The 15628-nt window shown below is 68.4% G+C and carries 14 protein-coding genes; 6 read left to right on the top strand and 8 right to left on the bottom strand.

All coding sequences use genetic code 11. The features are described from left to right. Positions 1 to 167: 167 nt before the first annotated feature. A complete protein-coding gene (gene panD / locus IAE58_RS12555) occupies positions 168 to 548 on the top strand; it encodes an aspartate 1-decarboxylase (RefSeq protein WP_004153087.1) in 381 nt (126 codons plus the stop codon). Beyond that, positions 545 to 2059 (top strand): glucose-6-phosphate isomerase, encoded by a 1515-nt coding sequence (gene pgi / locus IAE58_RS12560; protein ID WP_199934384.1) that lies wholly within the window; start codon positions 545 to 547, stop codon positions 2057 to 2059. Before panD ends, pgi begins: the two co-directional genes overlap by 4 nt. A 90-nt stretch (positions 2060 to 2149) precedes the next feature. On the opposite strand, the gene IAE58_RS12565 is transcribed toward pgi, so the two are convergent. Both IAE58_RS12565 and IAE58_RS12570 read right to left on the bottom strand, forming a co-directional pair. Then, positions 2150 to 2713: a response regulator transcription factor gene (locus tag IAE58_RS12565; RefSeq protein WP_108752774.1), complete on the bottom strand. Its 564-nt coding sequence runs from the start codon at positions 2711 to 2713 to the stop codon at positions 2150 to 2152. Beyond that, positions 2710 to 3936 carry an ATP-binding protein gene (locus tag IAE58_RS12570; protein ID WP_108752775.1) on the bottom strand — a complete coding sequence of 409 codons (1227 nt, stop codon included), beginning with the start codon at positions 3934 to 3936 and terminating at the stop codon, positions 2710 to 2712. Before IAE58_RS12570 ends, IAE58_RS12565 begins: the two co-directional genes overlap by 4 nt. Before the next feature lie 114 nt (positions 3937 to 4050). Here IAE58_RS12570 and ispG point away from each other — a divergent pair, with 114 nt between their 5' ends. From ispG to IAE58_RS12585, 3 genes are all read left to right on the top strand, one after another. Next, on the top strand, positions 4051 to 5316 hold the full coding sequence (gene ispG / locus IAE58_RS12575; protein WP_108752776.1) for a flavodoxin-dependent (E)-4-hydroxy-3-methylbut-2-enyl-diphosphate synthase: 1266 nt from the start codon (positions 4051 to 4053) through the stop codon (positions 5314 to 5316). Beyond that, positions 5297 to 6046: a phosphatase PAP2 family protein gene (locus tag IAE58_RS12580; protein ID WP_108749275.1), complete on the top strand. Its 750-nt coding sequence runs from the start codon at positions 5297 to 5299 to the stop codon at positions 6044 to 6046. Before ispG ends, IAE58_RS12580 begins: the two co-directional genes overlap by 20 nt. 201 nt (positions 6047 to 6247) lie before the next feature. Beyond that, positions 6248 to 6895, top strand: coding sequence for a response regulator (locus tag IAE58_RS12585; RefSeq protein WP_199934383.1), 648 nt, complete (start codon positions 6248 to 6250; stop codon positions 6893 to 6895). 310 nt (positions 6896 to 7205) lie between these two features. Here IAE58_RS12585 and IAE58_RS12590 read toward each other — a convergent pair whose 3' ends face one another. From IAE58_RS12590 to zwf, 5 genes are all read right to left on the bottom strand, one after another. Next, positions 7206 to 7865 (bottom strand): bifunctional 4-hydroxy-2-oxoglutarate aldolase/2-dehydro-3-deoxy-phosphogluconate aldolase, encoded by a 660-nt coding sequence (locus IAE58_RS12590; protein WP_108749277.1) that lies wholly within the window; start codon positions 7863 to 7865, stop codon positions 7206 to 7208. Between the two features lie 205 nt (positions 7866 to 8070). Further along, on the bottom strand, positions 8071 to 9987 hold the full coding sequence (gene edd / locus IAE58_RS12595) for a phosphogluconate dehydratase (protein WP_199934382.1): 1917 nt from the start codon (positions 9985 to 9987) through the stop codon (positions 8071 to 8073). Between the two features lie 58 nt (positions 9988 to 10045). Then, positions 10046 to 10768 carry a 6-phosphogluconolactonase gene (gene pgl, locus IAE58_RS12600; protein WP_108752779.1) on the bottom strand — a complete coding sequence of 241 codons (723 nt, stop codon included), beginning with the start codon at positions 10766 to 10768 and terminating at the stop codon, positions 10046 to 10048. Beyond that, entirely contained in the window at positions 10765 to 11772 is a 1008-nt protein-coding gene (gene glk, locus IAE58_RS12605) for a glucokinase (RefSeq protein ID WP_199934381.1), read from the bottom strand. Before glk ends, pgl begins: the two co-directional genes overlap by 4 nt. After that, positions 11769 to 13205 carry a glucose-6-phosphate dehydrogenase gene (gene zwf, locus IAE58_RS12610; protein ID WP_108752781.1) on the bottom strand — a complete coding sequence of 479 codons (1437 nt, stop codon included), beginning with the start codon at positions 13203 to 13205 and terminating at the stop codon, positions 11769 to 11771. The genes glk and zwf overlap by 4 nt, the downstream gene beginning before the upstream one ends. A 354-nt stretch (positions 13206 to 13559) precedes the next feature. On the opposite strand from zwf, the gene ugpC reads away from it, so the two are divergent. Continuing rightward, complete coding sequence (gene ugpC, locus IAE58_RS12615) at positions 13560 to 14642, top strand: sn-glycerol-3-phosphate ABC transporter ATP-binding protein UgpC (protein WP_199934380.1); 1083 nt, start codon at positions 13560 to 13562, stop codon at positions 14640 to 14642. An 86-nt stretch (positions 14643 to 14728) separates the two neighbouring features. Here the strand turns inward: ugpC and IAE58_RS12620 are convergent, their stop codons facing one another. Next, entirely contained in the window at positions 14729 to 15595 is an 867-nt protein-coding gene (locus IAE58_RS12620) for a folate-binding protein YgfZ (protein WP_199934454.1), read from the bottom strand. Positions 15596 to 15628 lie beyond the last annotated feature (33 nt).

The raw sequence follows: 15628 nt of genomic DNA on the forward strand, positions 1-15628 counted from the left end.
TCAAATCCTTAATCCCCCCCGTGGGGTCGCGCGGGGCCATGCCCGGCGGACCGCGGCCGCTGCGCTCGCCGGGCACGGCCCGGCGCTACCTGAACAGGTTGCCGGCCCTGATGCCCGGCGCCACGCGGGTGCTAGAATCCGCACTTTCCTTTGCGTTGTGCCGTGCCATGCACCTGTCCCTGCTGAAGACCAAGATCCACCGCGCCACCGTCACCCATTCCGAGCTGAACTACGAAGGTTCCATCGCCATCGATGACAACCTGCTGGCTGCCACCGGCATCCGCGAGTTCGAGCAGGTGCACATCTGGGACGTGACCAACGGTGCGCGCTTCTCGACCTATGCCATCCGTGCCGAAGCCGGCAGCGGCGTGGTCTCGCTCAATGGCGGCGCCGCGCGCCACGTGCAGGTCGGTGACATCATCATCATCGCTGCCTTCGCCAGCATGACCGAGCAGGAAGCGGACAGCTTCAAGCCGAAGCTGGTGTACGTGGACGGCAACAACCAGATCTCCCACACCAACGACACGATCCCGACCCAGGCCGCATGACAACGAACAACGGATTCGACTCGCTGCATTCCCACGCCCAGCGCCTGAAGGGCGCAAGCATTCCCAGCCTACTGGCCGCCGAACCGGGCCGCGTGCAGGACCTGGGGCTGCGGGTCGGTCCGTTGTATGTCAACTTCGCGCGGCAGAAGTACGATGCCGCTGCGTTGCAGGCGCTGCTGGCGCTGGCCGCCGAGCGCGATGTCGGCGCGGCCATCGCCCGCCTGTTCCGCGGCGAACAGGTGAACCTGACCGAAGGCCGCGCGGCGCTGCATACCGCGCTGCGCGGTGATGGCGTGGATGCGCCGGTGGCGGCCGAGGCCTATGCCACCGCGCGCGGCATCCGCCAGCGCATGGGCGTACTGGTGCGCGCGCTGGAAGATAGCGGCGTGACCGATGTGGTCAGCGTCGGCATCGGCGGTTCCGATCTGGGCCCGCGCCTGGTGGCCGACGCGCTGCGTCCGGTCACTGGCGCGCGCCTGCGCGTGCATTTCGTGTCGAACGTGGACGGCGCCGCCATGCAGCGCACGCTGGCCACGCTGGATCCGGCCACCACCGCCGGCATCCTGATTTCCAAGACCTTCGGCACCCAGGAAACGCTGCTCAACGGGCAGATCCTGCACGACTGGCTGGGCGGCAGCGATCGGCTGTACGCGGTCAGCGCCAACCCCGAGCGTGCCGCCAAGGCCTTTGCCATCGCCGCCGAGCGCGTGCTGCCGATGTGGGACTGGGTGGGCGGGCGTTACTCGCTGTGGTCGGCGGTCGGCTTCCCCATTGCGCTGGCCATTGGTTTCGAGCGTTTCGAACAGCTGTTGGACGGTGCCGCGCAGATGGATGCGCATGCGCTGGACGCGCCGCTGGAGCGCAACCTGCCGGTGCTGCATGCACTGACCGATATCTGGAACCGCAACCTGCTGGGGTATGCCACCCACGCGGTGATGACCTACGACCAGCGCCTGGCGCTGCTGCCGGCCTACCTGCAGCAGCTGGTGATGGAAAGCCTGGGCAAGCGCGTGCAGCGCGACGGCCAGCCGGTCACCACCGACACCGTGCCGGTGTGGTGGGGCGGGGCAGGCACCGATGTGCAGCACAGCTTCTTCCAGGCGCTGCACCAGGGCACCAGCATCATTCCGGCCGATTTCATCGGCTGCATGCGCAACGACGATCCCTACACGGTGAACCACCAGGCGTTGCTGGCCAACCTGCTGGCGCAGACCGAAGCGCTGGCCAACGGCCAGGCCAGCGACGATCCGCACCGCGACTATCCCGGTGGCCGCCCGAGCACCCTGATCCTGCTCGATGCACTGACCCCGCAGGCGCTGGGTGCGCTGATCGCCATGTACGAGCACGCGGTGTACGTACAGTCGGTGGTCTGGAACATCAACGCCTTCGACCAGTTCGGTGTCGAGCTGGGCAAGCAGCTGGCCAATGGCCTGTTGCCGGCGCTGCAGGGCGAGGATGTGGCGATTGCCGATCCGATGACACGCGAGATCCTGGCGCAGCTGAAGGGCTGACGCTCTCTGTAGAGTCGAGCCATGCTCGACTCTCCGCACAAGGCAGTCGAGCATGGCTCGACTCTACAATTCGGCAGGGCCGACCCCGCATCAACGGCTCGGGTCGCGCTCCGGGCTCGGCCGCTTGGCCAGCTTGCGCTGCAACGAACGGCGGTGCATGCCCAGCAGCCGCGCCGCGGCTGACACATTGCCGCCGGTCTCGTGCATGGCCTGCTGGATGTGTTCCCACTGCAGGCGGCTGATCGGCGTCATCGCATCGGGCACTTCCATTTCGCCGTCATCGGCCGGGCCGTCATCCTCTTCGCCAAGGGCGCGCAGGATCATCGGCACCGTGGCCGGCTTGGGCAGGTAATCGTCGGCGCCCAGCTTGATCGCTTCCACCGCCGTGGCGATGCTGGCGTAACCGGTCACCAGCAGGATCCGCATGTCCGCACGCAGCGCGCGCAGCGGCTGGATCAGGGCCAGGCCCGAATCGTTGCCCAGTTTCAGGTCGATCAGGGCGAATGCGGGCGGGTGCTGGCGTGCCAGCATCAGCGCGCTGGCCGCATCCTGTGCGGTCTGTGTTTCCAGGCCCTTGCGGGCCAGGCTGCGCTGCAGGGTGCGCAGGTACAGTTCGTCGTCGTCGACCAGCAGGCCAAGGGTTGAGGCGTTCATGGGGTGTCCTCGCGTGGGGCCAGCGGCAGGCGGAAGCCGACGCGGCTGCCGGCCCCCTGGGCCGGGCGCATCCACATCTCGCCCTGCAGGCGTTCGATGGTGGCATGGGACAGGGCCAGGCCCACGCCCATGCCTTCACTCTTGCTGCTGCCGAACAATCGGCCCGGCAGCACGGCGGCACGGGCGTTGAAGCCGTGCCCGTAGTCGCGCACTTCGCCGATCAGGTCGTCGCCTTCGATGCGCAGGTCCAGGTCCACGCGCGGGCGCCCGGCCTGTTCGCCCGCATCGGCGGCGTTGTTCAGCAGCACCATCAGCAGGTGGCCCACGCCGGGATCGAGCGGCAGCCGCAGTGGCGCGTCGTCGTTGCGGTGCAGGTCGATGGTCGGCCGCACCAGCCGCCACTGTTCCAGCACCTGTTGCGCGCTGGAATGGCCGCGGCCGGGGCCATCGGTGGATGCCGGCGCGGCCAGGGCCAGCACGCGCTCACGGCACTGCACCAGCAGTTCGCGCAGGGTTTCCATGTCCTCGCGCACTTCCGGCTCTTCGCTGCGCTCGGCTACGTCATCGGCCAGCAGGGTCATGGTCGCCAGCGGGGTGTTCAGTTCGTGCGCCACCGAGGCAGCGTGGGTGGCCAGGGCGACGATGCCTTCGTTGCGGGCGAAGCGCTCGCGCAGCGCCGACAGTTCCAGTTCGCGCTGGCGCAGGGCCGTCGCCAGGCGGGTGGAAAAGGTCAGCACGACCGCCGCAGACAGCAGGAAATTGGCCACCACGCCCCAGCGGTTCAGGTCCAGCGCGCGGAAGTAGCCGGCGGGCAGGGGTTGGCCGAACACACCGCTGGCGGCGTAGCCCAGCAGGCAGGCGCCGGCCACCGCCAGCGCCCAGCGCCGGGGCAGGGCGAAGGCGGCCAGCGCGATCAGGATCAGGAACAGCGAGCCGAAGGGGTTGGCGATGCCGCCGCTCCAGCCCACCATCCAGGTCAGGATGATCACGTCCACCAGGATGTGCCCGAACGCGGTCAGCGGTGCGGTATCGCCCGCTTCCGGGCGCAGCTGGGTGTACAGGTTGAACACGGCCAGCACGGCCACGCCCGCCCACAGGGGCTGCTGCGGCAACGGCAGGCCCAGCACCCAGGTGGCGACCAGGATGGTGGCCGCCTGGCCGGCCACGGCCAGCCAGCGCAGGCTGCACAGGGTACGAAGGAACGGGGCGTCGGGTCCGGTCATGCCTGCCCATCGTATGCGTTCATCGCACGGGCTGCCTGCGACAATCGGCCGCAGACGCGCTGGCCGCTGAATGCGACCCACCCCGAATGCAGGGGCGGGCGGTAGAATGGCCGCATGCACGACGCCGTCACCCGCCCCACGCCCCCCTCCGATGCCACCGCCTGGCCGCGCCGCCAGACCCATGCCGTCCAGATCGGCGGGGTCACTGTAGGCGGCGGCAAGCCGGTGGTGGTGCAGTCGATGACCAACACCGACACCTCCGACGTGGCGTCCACCGCCAAGCAGGTGGCCGAGCTGTGGCGTGCCGGGTCGGAAATGGTGCGCCTGACCGTCAACACGGTTGAAGCGGCCGCGGCCATTCCGCGCATCGTCGACAAGCTGGCGATGATGGGCATCGACGTGCCGCTGATCGGCGATTTCCACTACAACGGCCACCAGTTGTTGACCGCCGAACCGGCCTGCGCCGAAGCGCTGGCCAAGTACCGCATCAACCCGGGCAATGTCGGCTTCGGCAAGAAGAAAGACCTGCAGTTCGCGCAGTTGATCGAGTTCGCCGTGCGCTATAACAAGCCGGTGCGCATCGGTGCCAACTGGGGTTCGCTGGACCAGGCGCTGGCGGCGAAGCTGATGGACGAGAACAACCATCGCGAACAGCCCTGGGACGCCGGCCGCGTGCTGCGCGAAGCATTGATCCGCTCGGCGCTGGATTCGGCCGAACAGGCGGTGGAACTGGGCCTGCCGCGCGATCGCATCGTGCTGTCGGCCAAGGTGAGCGGCGTGCAGGAACTGATCGCGGTGTACCGCGACCTGGCCCAACGCTCGGATTTCGCCCTGCACCTGGGCCTGACCGAAGCCGGCATCGGCAGCAAGGGCATCGTGGCCTCGGCCGCGGCGCTGAGCGTGCTGCTACAGGAAGGTATCGGTGACACCATCCGCATTTCGCTGACCCCCGAACCGGGGCAGTCGCGTACGCAGGAAGTGATCGTCGCCCAGGAACTGCTGCAGACCACCGGCCAGCGCGCCTTCACCCCGCTGGTGACCGCGTGCCCGGGCTGTGGCCGTACCACCTCCGAATTCTTCCAGGAACTGGCCAAGGTGGTGCAGAACCACGTGCGCGAGAAGATGCCGCTGTGGAAGATCCACCACCCGGGTGCGGAGAACATGACCCTGGCGGTGATGGGCTGCATCGTGAACGGCCCGGGCGAGTCGCGCCACGCCAACATCGGCATTTCCCTGCCGGGTACCGGTGAGACGCCGGCCGCGCCGGTGTTCGTCGATGGCGAGAAGAAGGTGACCCTGCGCGGCGACAACATCGCCCAGGAGTTCGTTGCCCTGATCGACGAGTACGTCGAACGTACCTATGTCCGAAGCGCAGGATAAGCCCGTCATCCTCGCCGCGCCGGAGCCGGCGTCCGGTTTCCGCCACTGGATGGCGCGCAATGCCTGGCGCCTGCTGCTGCTGTTTGCCGGCGTCCTGCTGCCGCTGGCCGGCTTCGTAGCGCTGGCCGACGAGGTGCACGAGTTCGAATCGTTCCATTTCGATGCGCCGTTGCTGTGGCAGATGCACGGCCTGCATTCGCCGGCGCTGGATACCTTCTTCGTGCTGCTGTCGCGGCTGGGCTACGAATGGTTCCTGATTCCCGCCGACGTGCTGATCGTGGGCGCACTGGCCTGGCGGCGGCGCTGGCGCGAAGCGACCTTCGTGGCGGTGTGCTTCGTCGGTTCGGCGCTGCTGAACATGGGCAGCAAGCAGTTCTTCCAGCGTGACCGCCCCAGCCTGTGGGAATCGATCGCGCCGGAATCGACATTCAGCTTCCCCAGCGGCCACGCCATGGGCTCGATGACCCTGGCGATGACCCTGGTGCTGCTGGCCTGGAACACCCGCTGGCGCTGGCCGGTACTGGTGCTGGCCCCCGCGTTCAGCCTGCTGGTGAGCGTGTCGCGGGTCTATCTGGGCGTGCATTACCCTTCGGACATCCTGGCCGGATGGTGTGCCGCGCTCGTTTGGGTGGTAGGGTGCTATCTGGTCATGTTCCGTCGCCGGCATCCTTGGCGGCGTCACGGTTCGCCGCCAGCGAGGGCCAGCGAAGCGATCGCAACAGGGGATTGACGCGGTTGTCCCGTTTGGGACGCCGCGCAATGGATGTGTAGTTTCGATGTCGGGGGTTTTACGGGGCCAGGGACGGAATCGGCGCGTGAAGAATGTGATGCGCAAGGCAGAACGCCGTTTTTGCGCAGTTTCCGCGCTTGCGATGTGCCATGGCGCACGCCTAGCTTGGCCCCCGATGGCCGCATTCGAAGAGGGACGTGGATGACGATTCGAGTCTACCTGGTGGATGACCACGCGCTGGTCCGCACCGGGATGAAAATGATCTTGTCGGGGGAACCCGACATCGAGGTCGTGGGCGAAGCCGAGACCGGCGAGGACGCCCTGCGTGAGGTCCGCCAGCTGCTGCCGGACGTGGTGCTGTGCGATCTGCACCTGCCCGGTGTCAGTGGCATGGAGGTGACCGAGCGCATCGTGCGCAGCCACCGCGCCACGCGCGTGGTGATCGTATCGGTGCTGGAAGACGGGCCGCTGCCCAAGCGCCTGTTGGAGGCCGGTGCGGCCGGTTACATCGGCAAGGGCTGCGATGCGCAGGAACTGCTGCGCGCGGTGCGCGACGCGGCCGGCGGTCGCCGTTACCTGGGCACCAGCATCGCGCAGAATCTGGCGCTGTCCACGGTGGAAGGCAACGCCTCGCCGTTCGATACGCTGTCACCGCGTGAACTGGAAGTGGCCCTGCTGCTGACCCAGGGCCTGCGCCAGGAAGACATCGCCCGGCGCCTGAGCCTGAGCGCGAAGACGGTGAACACGCACAAGGCGCGCCTGTTCGAGAAGATGGGTATCCACGACAACATCGCGCTGGCGCGCATGGCCAGCCAGTACGGGCTGGTGGATCCGGCACGGCCGCTGTAAGAATTCCAGCCAACGGCGCAGCCCCTCGCGGTGGTGGTGCGGTCGGATTCTGGAGGGTGGCCCTCCGGAGGGATTGCGCAGGGCACGCCGTGAATCCATCCCTGGAGGCTCGGTCGCGCCATCCATGGCGCTCACGCCCCTGCGCAATCCCTCCGCAGGGCCACGGATAGTTTCCGTGCGCCGCCACCGCGGAATGAAGAAGGGGGAGCGGGAGCGGGTCGCGCGCGTTGCGCGCTCGTGGCCCTGGGGCCAGCGGACCCCGGGGTCGGAGCCCTTTCCCGGCGGGAAAGGGCTCTGACCCCGTAGTTCTTCAGTGGCCGCGGACGCGCTTGACGATCTTCGCGGCCTGGGCGGCGCTTTCGCGCACCTTGTCCCACTGGCCGTCGGCGATCCAGTTGCCCGGCACCATCCACGAACCACCGATGCAGACCACGTTCTTCTGCTCCAGGTATTCGGCGGCGGTGTTTTCGGTGATGCCACCGGTGGGGCACAGCTTCAGGTCAGCCACCGGCCCGGCCAGGCCCTTGATCATCGCCAGCCCGCCCACGGCCGTGGCCGGGAACAGCTTGCAGACGCGGAAGCCGCGCGCGTAGAGCGACAGCAGCTCGGTCGGCGTGGCCGCACCCGGCACCACCGGCAGCGGCGCCGCCGCCAGCGCATCGGCCAGCACCGGCGGCGTACCCGGAGTGACCAGGAAATCCGCACCGGCATCGATGGCCTGCTGCATCTGCTCCACGGTCAGCACCGTACCGGCACCGACCACCACATCGGGCAGTTCGCGCTTGAGCATGGCCAGCGCTTCCATCGCCACCGGCGTACGCAGGGTCAACTCGATGGCCGGCAGACCGCCCTCCAGCAGCGCCGCACTGACCGCCCGCGCCTGCTCCAGCGTATGAATCGTCACCACCGGCAGAATACCCGCCGCACGCAGCATCTCCGCCGCCTTCACCTGATGTTGTTCGATACCCATGCTTTTGCCCTTGCCTTTGCTCTTCTTGATTCAGTGGCCGCAGCGCAAATGACGCGCCGGGAATTGTCCAAGGGCAGTAGAGCGCCCTGGCCGGGACCGTGAGCGGCATGGATGCCGCGACCGAGCCCCCATGGATGGGTTTACGGCGTGTCCCGACCAGGGCGCTCTACTGCCCAAGCCGGGAAGCCTGCCGCGGCTTTTCGCTTCAGGCGTCTTTTGCCTCATGCGGCGCCGCCGCCGCGGCCGCATCGTGCCCCAGCTCGTACTCCGCGTCGTAATCCCACGGCCCACCATCAGCCGCCGCCGGTCCGCACGAAATCGAAATCGCGCCCTGGTCCGCAGGCCCGACCACCCGACGATTGATCGCAAACAGATTGCGGCCCATGTCGTTGGCCGCCGGCGCGGTATTGGGCGCCAGCGTACGCGCCGCCCATTCGGCCTCATCCACCAGCACTTCCAGCGTGCCGGCCTCACCGTCCAGACGGATCATGTCGCCCTCGCGCACCTTGCCCAGCGGACCCCCGCGCGCCGCTTCCGGCGTCACGTGGATGGCCGCCGGAATCTTGCCCGACGCACCCGACAGACGACCGTCGGTGACCAGCGCCACGCGCCGGCCCTGGTTCTGCAGCAGGCCCAGCAACGGCGCCAGCGAATGCAGTTCCGGCATGCCGTTCGCACGCGGGCCCTGGTAACGCACCACCGCCACGAAATCCTGCGGCAGCATGCCTGCGGCGTGCAGCTTGTTCAGCACCTGCGGCGCATCGACCACCACGGCCGGGGCCTCGATGGTGCGGTACTGCGGCTTCACCGCCGACAGCTTGATCAGCGACTTGCCCAGGTTGCCGCGCAGCAGGCGCAGGCCGCCCTGGCTCTCGAACGGGTTGTCCACGCCGCGCACCACCTCGTCATCGGCGCTGCGTTCCAGCCCCGGCAGGTAGACCAGCTGGCCATCGCGCAGCTGCGGTTCGCGCGCGTAGTCGGCCATGCCGCCGCGCGCCACGCTGACCAGATCGCCGTGCATCAACCCGGCCTTGATCAGTTCACCGAACACGAAGGCCGGCCCACCGGCGGCGGCGAAGCGGTTCACGTCGGCTTCGCCGTTCGGATAGACGCGTGCCAGCAGCGGAATCAGCTGCGACAGTTCGTCGAAATCGTCCCAGGTCAGCACGATGCCGGCCGCGCGGGCCACGGCGATCCAGTGGATGGTGTGGTTGGTCGAACCGCCGGTGGCCATCAGTGCGATGACCGCATTGATGATGGCGCGCTCGTCGATGATGCGGCCCAGCGGACGGAAATCGTCGCCCAGCGCGGTGATGTCCAGCGCGCGCTCGGTGGCTTCGCGGGTCAGTGCATCGCGCAGCGGCGTGCCGGGGTTCACGAACGACGCCCCCGGCAGCTGCACGCCCATCGCTTCCAGCAGCACCTGGTTGGAATTGGCGGTGCCGTAGAACGTGCAGGTGCCGGCGCCGTGGTAGGACGCCGATTCGGCTTCCAGCAGCTCCTCGCGGGTGGCTTCGCCGGCGGCGTAGCGCTCGCGCACTTCGGCCTTCTGCTTGTTCGGAATGCCCGGGGTCATCGGGCCGGCCGGCACGAACACCGCCGGCAGGTGGCCGAAGGCCAGCGCGCCGATCAGCAGGCCCGGCACGATCTTGTCGCACACACCAAGGTAGACGGTGGTATCGAACATGTCGTGGCTCAGGCCGATCGCGGTCGCCTGGGCGATCACATCGCGCGAGAACAGCGACAGTTCCATGCCGCCGCGGCCCTGGGTGACGCCGTCACACATGGCCGGCACGGCACCGGCCACCTGCGCGGTCGCGCCCAGTTCGCGGGCGATCTGGCGGATCTGCTCGGGGTAGGTCTCGAACGGCTGGTGCGCCGACAACATGTCGTTGTAGGCGGTGATGACGCCCAGGTTGGCGGTGACGCCGCCGCGCAGGCGGCTCTTGTCCGTGCCGCCACAGGCGGCGAAGCCGTGGGCGAGGTTGCCGCAGCTCAGGCGGCTGCGGAACGGGCCGTCACGCAGCGAGGCGTCGATCGCAGCCAGGTAGGCGGCGCGGGACGCGGCGCTGCGGCGGATGACACGCTCGGTGATGGCTTGCAGTTGCGGATGGAGGCTCATTGGCTACCGGCATTCAAGGTGGCGAGTGACAGGCGACACCGCGGTGCCGCCGCCGACATCAATCAGCCCAGTGGACGCGCAGGCGCGCGCCGTCCAGGTTGATCGCAGAAAGGATCGGGTACAGCTGCGGGTCGTTGCTGTCCAGGGCCTGGCGCAGCACCTGCAGCTTCTGCTTGCCGCGCAGCAACAGCAGGCGCTGGCGGCACTGGCCCAGCCCGCGCGGGGTCAGGGTGATGCGCAGCGGCCACTGGTTCGAGCCCGGGCAGCCGGTGGCATCCAGCGCCGCGTAGGGCAGGGTGCTTTCCAGTGCGCGGGTCAGGTCCTTCGAACCCGGGAACAGCGACGCGGTATGGCCGTCGTTGCCCATGCCCAGGGCCACCACGGTCGGCGCCTGGCTGTGCTGGGCCTGCAGGTTGGCGGTGTAGACGCATTCGGGCAGCGGCTTGCCCACCCGCACCAGCGGGTCGAAGTGCGCGCCTTCGGCACGCTTGAGCAGGTGCTCGCGCACCAGCCAGGCATTGCTGTCGCGATCCTGCGGCGACAGCCAGCGCTCATCGGCCAGGCTCACTTCCACCCGGTCCCAATGCACGTCCAGTTCGGCCAGCGCCTGGTACACCGGCGCCGGAGTGGTGCCACCGGACAGCAGGATGCGGGCACGGCCCACGTCGTTGATGTCATGGTTGATGGCCTGGGCCATCTCGGCGGCCACCGTTTCGATCCAGGCGTCGGCATCGGCGTGCTGGACGAAATCAATGCGGTCGTCGTGGAAGATCGGGCTCATGCAGCAACTCCAGGGGCATCGCGTTCGGCGTCGGCGGCGTAGGCGGCAGCGCCCAGCAGGCCGGGGCAGGGGTGCATGATCGCCAGCGACGGCACCCTGCCCATGATGGAAGAGAACCGGCCCTTGTGTTCGAAGCGCTGGCGGAAGCCGGAATGCTGCAGCGAATCGAGCATCTTCGGCACCAGGCCGCCGGTCAGGAACACGCCGTCCCAGGCGCCCTGCACCAGCACCAGATCGCCGGCAATGGCGCCGAACACCGCGCAGAACACATCCACGGTGCGCATCGCCTGCGGGTCGCCCAGGGCGGCGCGCGCGGTGACATCGGCCGGTTGCAGCTGGCCCGGATCGAAGCCGGCCATTTCGCACACGGCGCGGTGGATATTGACCAGGCCCGGGCCGCAGATCAGGCGTTCGTTGGAAACGCGGCCGAACTGTTCGGACAGGATCTCCAGGATGCGGATCTCCTCGGGCGTGCCCGGAGGGAAGCTGACATGGCCGCCTTCGGTTTCCAGCGGGTAGCTGCGGCCGTGGCGCACCAGCAGGCCGCCCACGCCCAGCCCGGTGCCCGGGCCGATGACACCGTAGTTGCGCGGCTGGCCCGGTGCGGCCGGGGTCCATTGCGCGCCGCCGATCTGCACCACGTCATGCGGCTGCAGCAGCGCTACGGCCATGGCCTGCGCGGCGAAATCGTTGATCAGGTGCAGTTCGTCGAAGCCGAGCATGGCCGCGGTGCGGCTGCGCGAGATCACCCACGGGTGGTTGGTGATGCGGGCTTCGTCGCCGTCCACGCGGCCGGCCACGGCGAACACGCCGCGGCGGGCGCTGGCGCCGGCCTGTTCCAGGTAATGGCGCGCGGCATCGCCCAGCGACGGAAACTCGGCCACCGCGTATTCGCGGATGCTGTCCTTCAGCAGCGGCGCGTCCTGCGAGGTGTCGGCCAGGGCGAAGCGCGCGTTGGTGCCGCCGATGTCGGCCACCAGCACCGGCTGGCTGGCGGCACTCATGCCGACGCTCCGCTGTCGGGAGCATCCACGCCCTGCGGCAGGAACTCGGTAGCGCTGCTCGGGCCCCACTGGCCGGCCGGGTAGGGTTCCAGCGGCAGCTTGGCGTCCTTCCAGGCGTCGGCCACGCTGTCGATCCAGGCCCAGGCGGCGCGCACTTCGTCATCGCGCACGAACAGGGTGTGGTTGCCGTTGAAGGCATCCAGGAACAGGCGCTCGTAGGCGATGCGGCGGTGCAGGCCGGTCGGCACCGACAGTTCCAGTTCCAGCGGGTGCAGTTCCAGCGCGCCCCATTCCGGGCCGGCCAGGCTGCTCATCAGGCCCAGTTCGATGTTTTCCTGCGGCTGCAGCTGGAACACCAGGCGGTTCGGCGCGGCCTGCGCACGCTGCGGGCGCTCGAACAGCCAATGGGTGACCGGCTTCAGCGTGACCACCACGCGGGTGGTGCGCTCGGGCAGGCGCTTGCCGGTAACCAGGTGGAAGGGCACGCCGCTCCACCGCCAGTTGTCGATGTGCGCGGTGACACCGGCGAAGGTTTCCACGTCGCTGCCTTCCGGCGGCTGGTAGGCCTGGGCCGGCTGGCCGTTGATGCTGCCGGCGGTGTAGCGGCCGCGGATGCTGTCACGCGCGGCGTGCTTGGCATCCAGCGGGCGCAGGGCACGCAGCACCTTCACCTTCTCGTCGCGGATGCGGTCGGCTTCCAGCGAGGCCGGCGGTTCCATCGCCACCATGCACAGCAGCTGCAGGATGTGGCTCTGCACCATGTCACGCAGCGCGCCGGAGCGGGCGTAGTAGGCGTCGCGGCCGTCCACGCCTTCGCTTTCGGCCACCAGGATGTGCACTGATTCGATGTAGTTGCGGTTCCACACGGCTTCCAGCAGCGTGTTGCCGAAGCGCAGGGCGATCAGGTTCTGCACCGCGGCCTTGCCCAGGTAGTGGTCCAGGCGGAACACGCGGTCTTCGTCGATCCACTGGCCGATGGTGCTGATGATCTCTTCGGCGCTTTCGCTGTCGCTGCCGATCGGCTTTTCCAGCATCAGGCGTGCCGGCGATGCCAGTGCGCCGCCCTTGGCCAGGCCTTCGCAGGTGGAGATGTACAGGCCCGGCGGAATGGCCAGGTAGCTCACGCAGCGGCGGTGCACCAGGTCGGACACGGCGGCGGCCACCGAGTCGACGTCGCGCAGGTCCACTGAGCGGTAGTCGATGCGGCGCAGCAGGCCGGCGATGTCGTCCTGGCTGGCCATGGGCATGGCCTGCTGCAGGCGCGGGCGCAGGATGTCATGGAAGGCTTCGGTGTCGTGGCCGGACAGGGCCAGCGCACGGATGCGGAAATCCTCCGGCAGCAGGCCGTCGCCGAGCAGGCGCAGCAGCGAAGGGAACAGGTAGCGCTGGGCCAGATCACCTGTGGCACCAAACAGGAAGAGGGTGTCGTGCATCGCTCGAGTTTCAGATCCGGGTGACATCGTTGTCAATCGCTTCATGGCTGGGTTCAGGGGACATCCGCGCTACTGTCTGTCCGAGGTTCGTTGGGGGCGGTTTTCCGGGCGTCCGGGCAACCGTTCCATTCGAAACCACCGCAACGGCCCGCTTTCGATTGGCCGCTGTTGCAGGTCGGTGCGCGCCGACCATCGGATAGTGCCACGTGAAAACGTTTACATGGCAGAATGGGCAACTGTATTCGATTGCAGTGCTCGCCGTCATGCGGCGACCGCGCAATCATCACTGCCATCGGGAGGGCCGAAGGCAGTCCCCAATGACAGCCCGGCACCGGGCGGACTGGATAGAGTGATATGGCAAAAGTGCAGTTGCAGGGTGTGCGCAAGGTCTACGACAACGGCCAGGTTGCAGTGAAGGACGCCACCTTCGAGGTGGCCGACGGCGAGCTGATGGTGCTGGTGGGGCCGTCGGGCTGCGGCAAGTCGACGTTGCTGCGGATGGTGGCGGGCCTGGAGGAAATCAGTGGCGGCACGCTCACCATTGGTGACCGCGTGGTCAATGACGTGGCGCCGAAGGATCGCGACATCGCGATGGTGTTCCAGAGCTACGCGCTGTATCCGCACATGACCGTCGCCGAGAACCTGGCCTTCGGCCTGAAGCTGCGCGGCCATGACAAGGCGACCATCGACAAGCGCATCGCCGAGGCGGCGCAGACGCTGGGCCTGACCGAGATGATGGACAAGCTGCCCAAGGCGATGTCCGGTGGCCAGCGCCAGCGCGTGGCCCTGGGGCGCGCCCTGGTGCGCGAGCCGGCGGTGTTTCTGCTGGACGAACCGCTGTCCAACCTGGACGCCAAGCTGCGCCACAGCGTGCGTACCGAAATCGCGCAGCTGCATCGCAAGCTGGGCACCACCATGATCTACGTGACCCACGACCAGGTGGAAGCGATGACCCTGGGCCAGCGCATCGTGGTGCTCAAGGACGGCATCATCCAGCAGATCGACACGCCGATGGCGCTGTACGACCGCCCGGCCAACCTGTTCGTGGCCGGCTTCCTGGGCAGCCCGGCAATGAACGTGCTGCGCGGCACGCTGCAGGGCGACGCCGGTGGCGTAAGCGTGGTGGACGGTGCGTGGCGCGCGCCGCTGGGCCAGGCCACCATCGATCCGGCGTGGCTGCAGAAGTCGATCGCCGTGGGCGTGCGTCCGGAGCATCTGCAGCCGGCGGCCGCCGATGATGCGCATGCCTTCAGCGCGCGCATCGAGGGCATCGAGCCGGTTGGCAACGAGATCTTCGTGAATCTGAGCAGTGGCCAGCATGCGCTGACCATGCGCGTGGCGCCGCAGGCACTGCCGGCGGTGGGCGAGGAGATCCGCGTGGCAATCCACCCGCAGGGGCTGCACTTCTTCAGCGCAGAAACCGGCGAACGCCTCTAAGCGTGGTAGCGCCGGGCCATGCCCGGCGTCATGTAAGGCGTGCGGACCAACGGTCCGCACCCACCGCGTGGATGAGAGGCGCTCCCTCAGCGCGCCAGGCCGTCCAGCAGCGGCACGCGCTGCGCGGCCACGCCGCCGACTTGCAGCTCGCCATCGCTGGTTTCCAGCGGCAGCACCGCCAGGGCCAGGTTTCCGGCCACGCTGGCGATCGTGCCCAGTGCCGCGCCACCCTGCTGCACCGCTTCACCGGCCTGGGCCGGCGCGGCGGTGTGCAGCAGCTGCACCGCGCGCTTGGCCTTGCCTAGGAAGTGGGTGCGGGCCACGATTTCCTGGCCCGGATAGCAGCCCTTCTTCACGCTGTACCCGTTCAGGCGGTCCAGCCCCAGCTGCTGGGGGGTCCACACTTCGCGCTGGCTGGCGTCCAACCGCGGCAGGCCGAAGCGCAGGTCGGCCTGGCGCCAGGCTGCCGCGAAGGCCGCCGGATCGCTCTCGGCGTCCGCTGTCGCCGCGCTGATGCGCAGGGTGCGCGGCAGCGCATCACTGCCCAGGTCCAGTTCCCAGTCAGCGCCCTCGGCACGCGCGATGGCCGCGCCACTGGCCGCTTCGGGCGCGGTGAATGCGCCGGTCACCACCAGATCCGTGTGCGCCTGCACCTTCACCTTGCGCCGGAACACGAACCGTTGCAGTTGCGACGCAATCGCATCGGCGTCGCCGTCGGCCAGCACCAGCATTACGTGGTCTTCGGCCAGCCGCAGCAGCTGGAACACCGCCAGGGTGCGGCCTTTGGCGCTCAACCAGGCGCTCCATTGCCAGTGCAGCAGGGGCAGGGCGGTCACGTCGCTGCTGAACTGGGCGTGGGCGAACGCGGCCGCATCGGCACCCTGCAGGCTCACCAGCTGGTGGCCCGGAAGGTGCGGATATGCGACGAAAGCAGGGGGCAGGTTGTCAGGCACGTGAACGAGGTCTAAAATTTGTGCGTTGCGAGA

It is taken from the genome of Stenotrophomonas sp. S49 (assembly GCF_016624905.1).
Classification (GTDB): Bacteria; Pseudomonadota; Gammaproteobacteria; order Xanthomonadales; family Xanthomonadaceae; genus Stenotrophomonas.

What these genes read in the sequence shown, in the direction of transcription:
- panD (WP_004153087.1), top strand. Translation starts at nt 168, where the DNA reads ATGCACCTGTCCCTGCTGAAGACCAAGATCCACCGCGCCACCGTCACC.
- pgi (WP_199934384.1), top strand. Translation starts at nt 545, where the DNA reads ATGACAACGAACAACGGATTCGACTCGCTGCATTCCCACGCCCAGCGC.
- IAE58_RS12565 (WP_108752774.1), bottom strand. Translation starts at nt 2,713, where the DNA reads ATGAACGCCTCAACCCTTGGCCTGCTGGTCGACGACGACGAACTGTAC.
- IAE58_RS12570 (WP_108752775.1), bottom strand. Translation starts at nt 3,936, where the DNA reads ATGACCGGACCCGACGCCCCGTTCCTTCGTACCCTGTGCAGCCTGCGC.
- ispG (WP_108752776.1), top strand. Translation starts at nt 4,051, where the DNA reads ATGCACGACGCCGTCACCCGCCCCACGCCCCCCTCCGATGCCACCGCC.
- IAE58_RS12580 (WP_108749275.1), top strand. Translation starts at nt 5,297, where the DNA reads ATGTCCGAAGCGCAGGATAAGCCCGTCATCCTCGCCGCGCCGGAGCCG.
- IAE58_RS12585 (WP_199934383.1), top strand. Translation starts at nt 6,248, where the DNA reads ATGACGATTCGAGTCTACCTGGTGGATGACCACGCGCTGGTCCGCACC.
- IAE58_RS12590 (WP_108749277.1), bottom strand. Translation starts at nt 7,865, where the DNA reads ATGGGTATCGAACAACATCAGGTGAAGGCGGCGGAGATGCTGCGTGCG.
- edd (WP_199934382.1), bottom strand. Translation starts at nt 9,987, where the DNA reads ATGAGCCTCCATCCGCAACTGCAAGCCATCACCGAGCGTGTCATCCGC.
- pgl (WP_108752779.1), bottom strand. Translation starts at nt 10,768, where the DNA reads ATGAGCCCGATCTTCCACGACGACCGCATTGATTTCGTCCAGCACGCC.
- glk (WP_199934381.1), bottom strand. Translation starts at nt 11,772, where the DNA reads ATGAGTGCCGCCAGCCAGCCGGTGCTGGTGGCCGACATCGGCGGCACC.
- zwf (WP_108752781.1), bottom strand. Translation starts at nt 13,205, where the DNA reads ATGCACGACACCCTCTTCCTGTTTGGTGCCACAGGTGATCTGGCCCAG.
- ugpC (WP_199934380.1), top strand. Translation starts at nt 13,560, where the DNA reads ATGGCAAAAGTGCAGTTGCAGGGTGTGCGCAAGGTCTACGACAACGGC.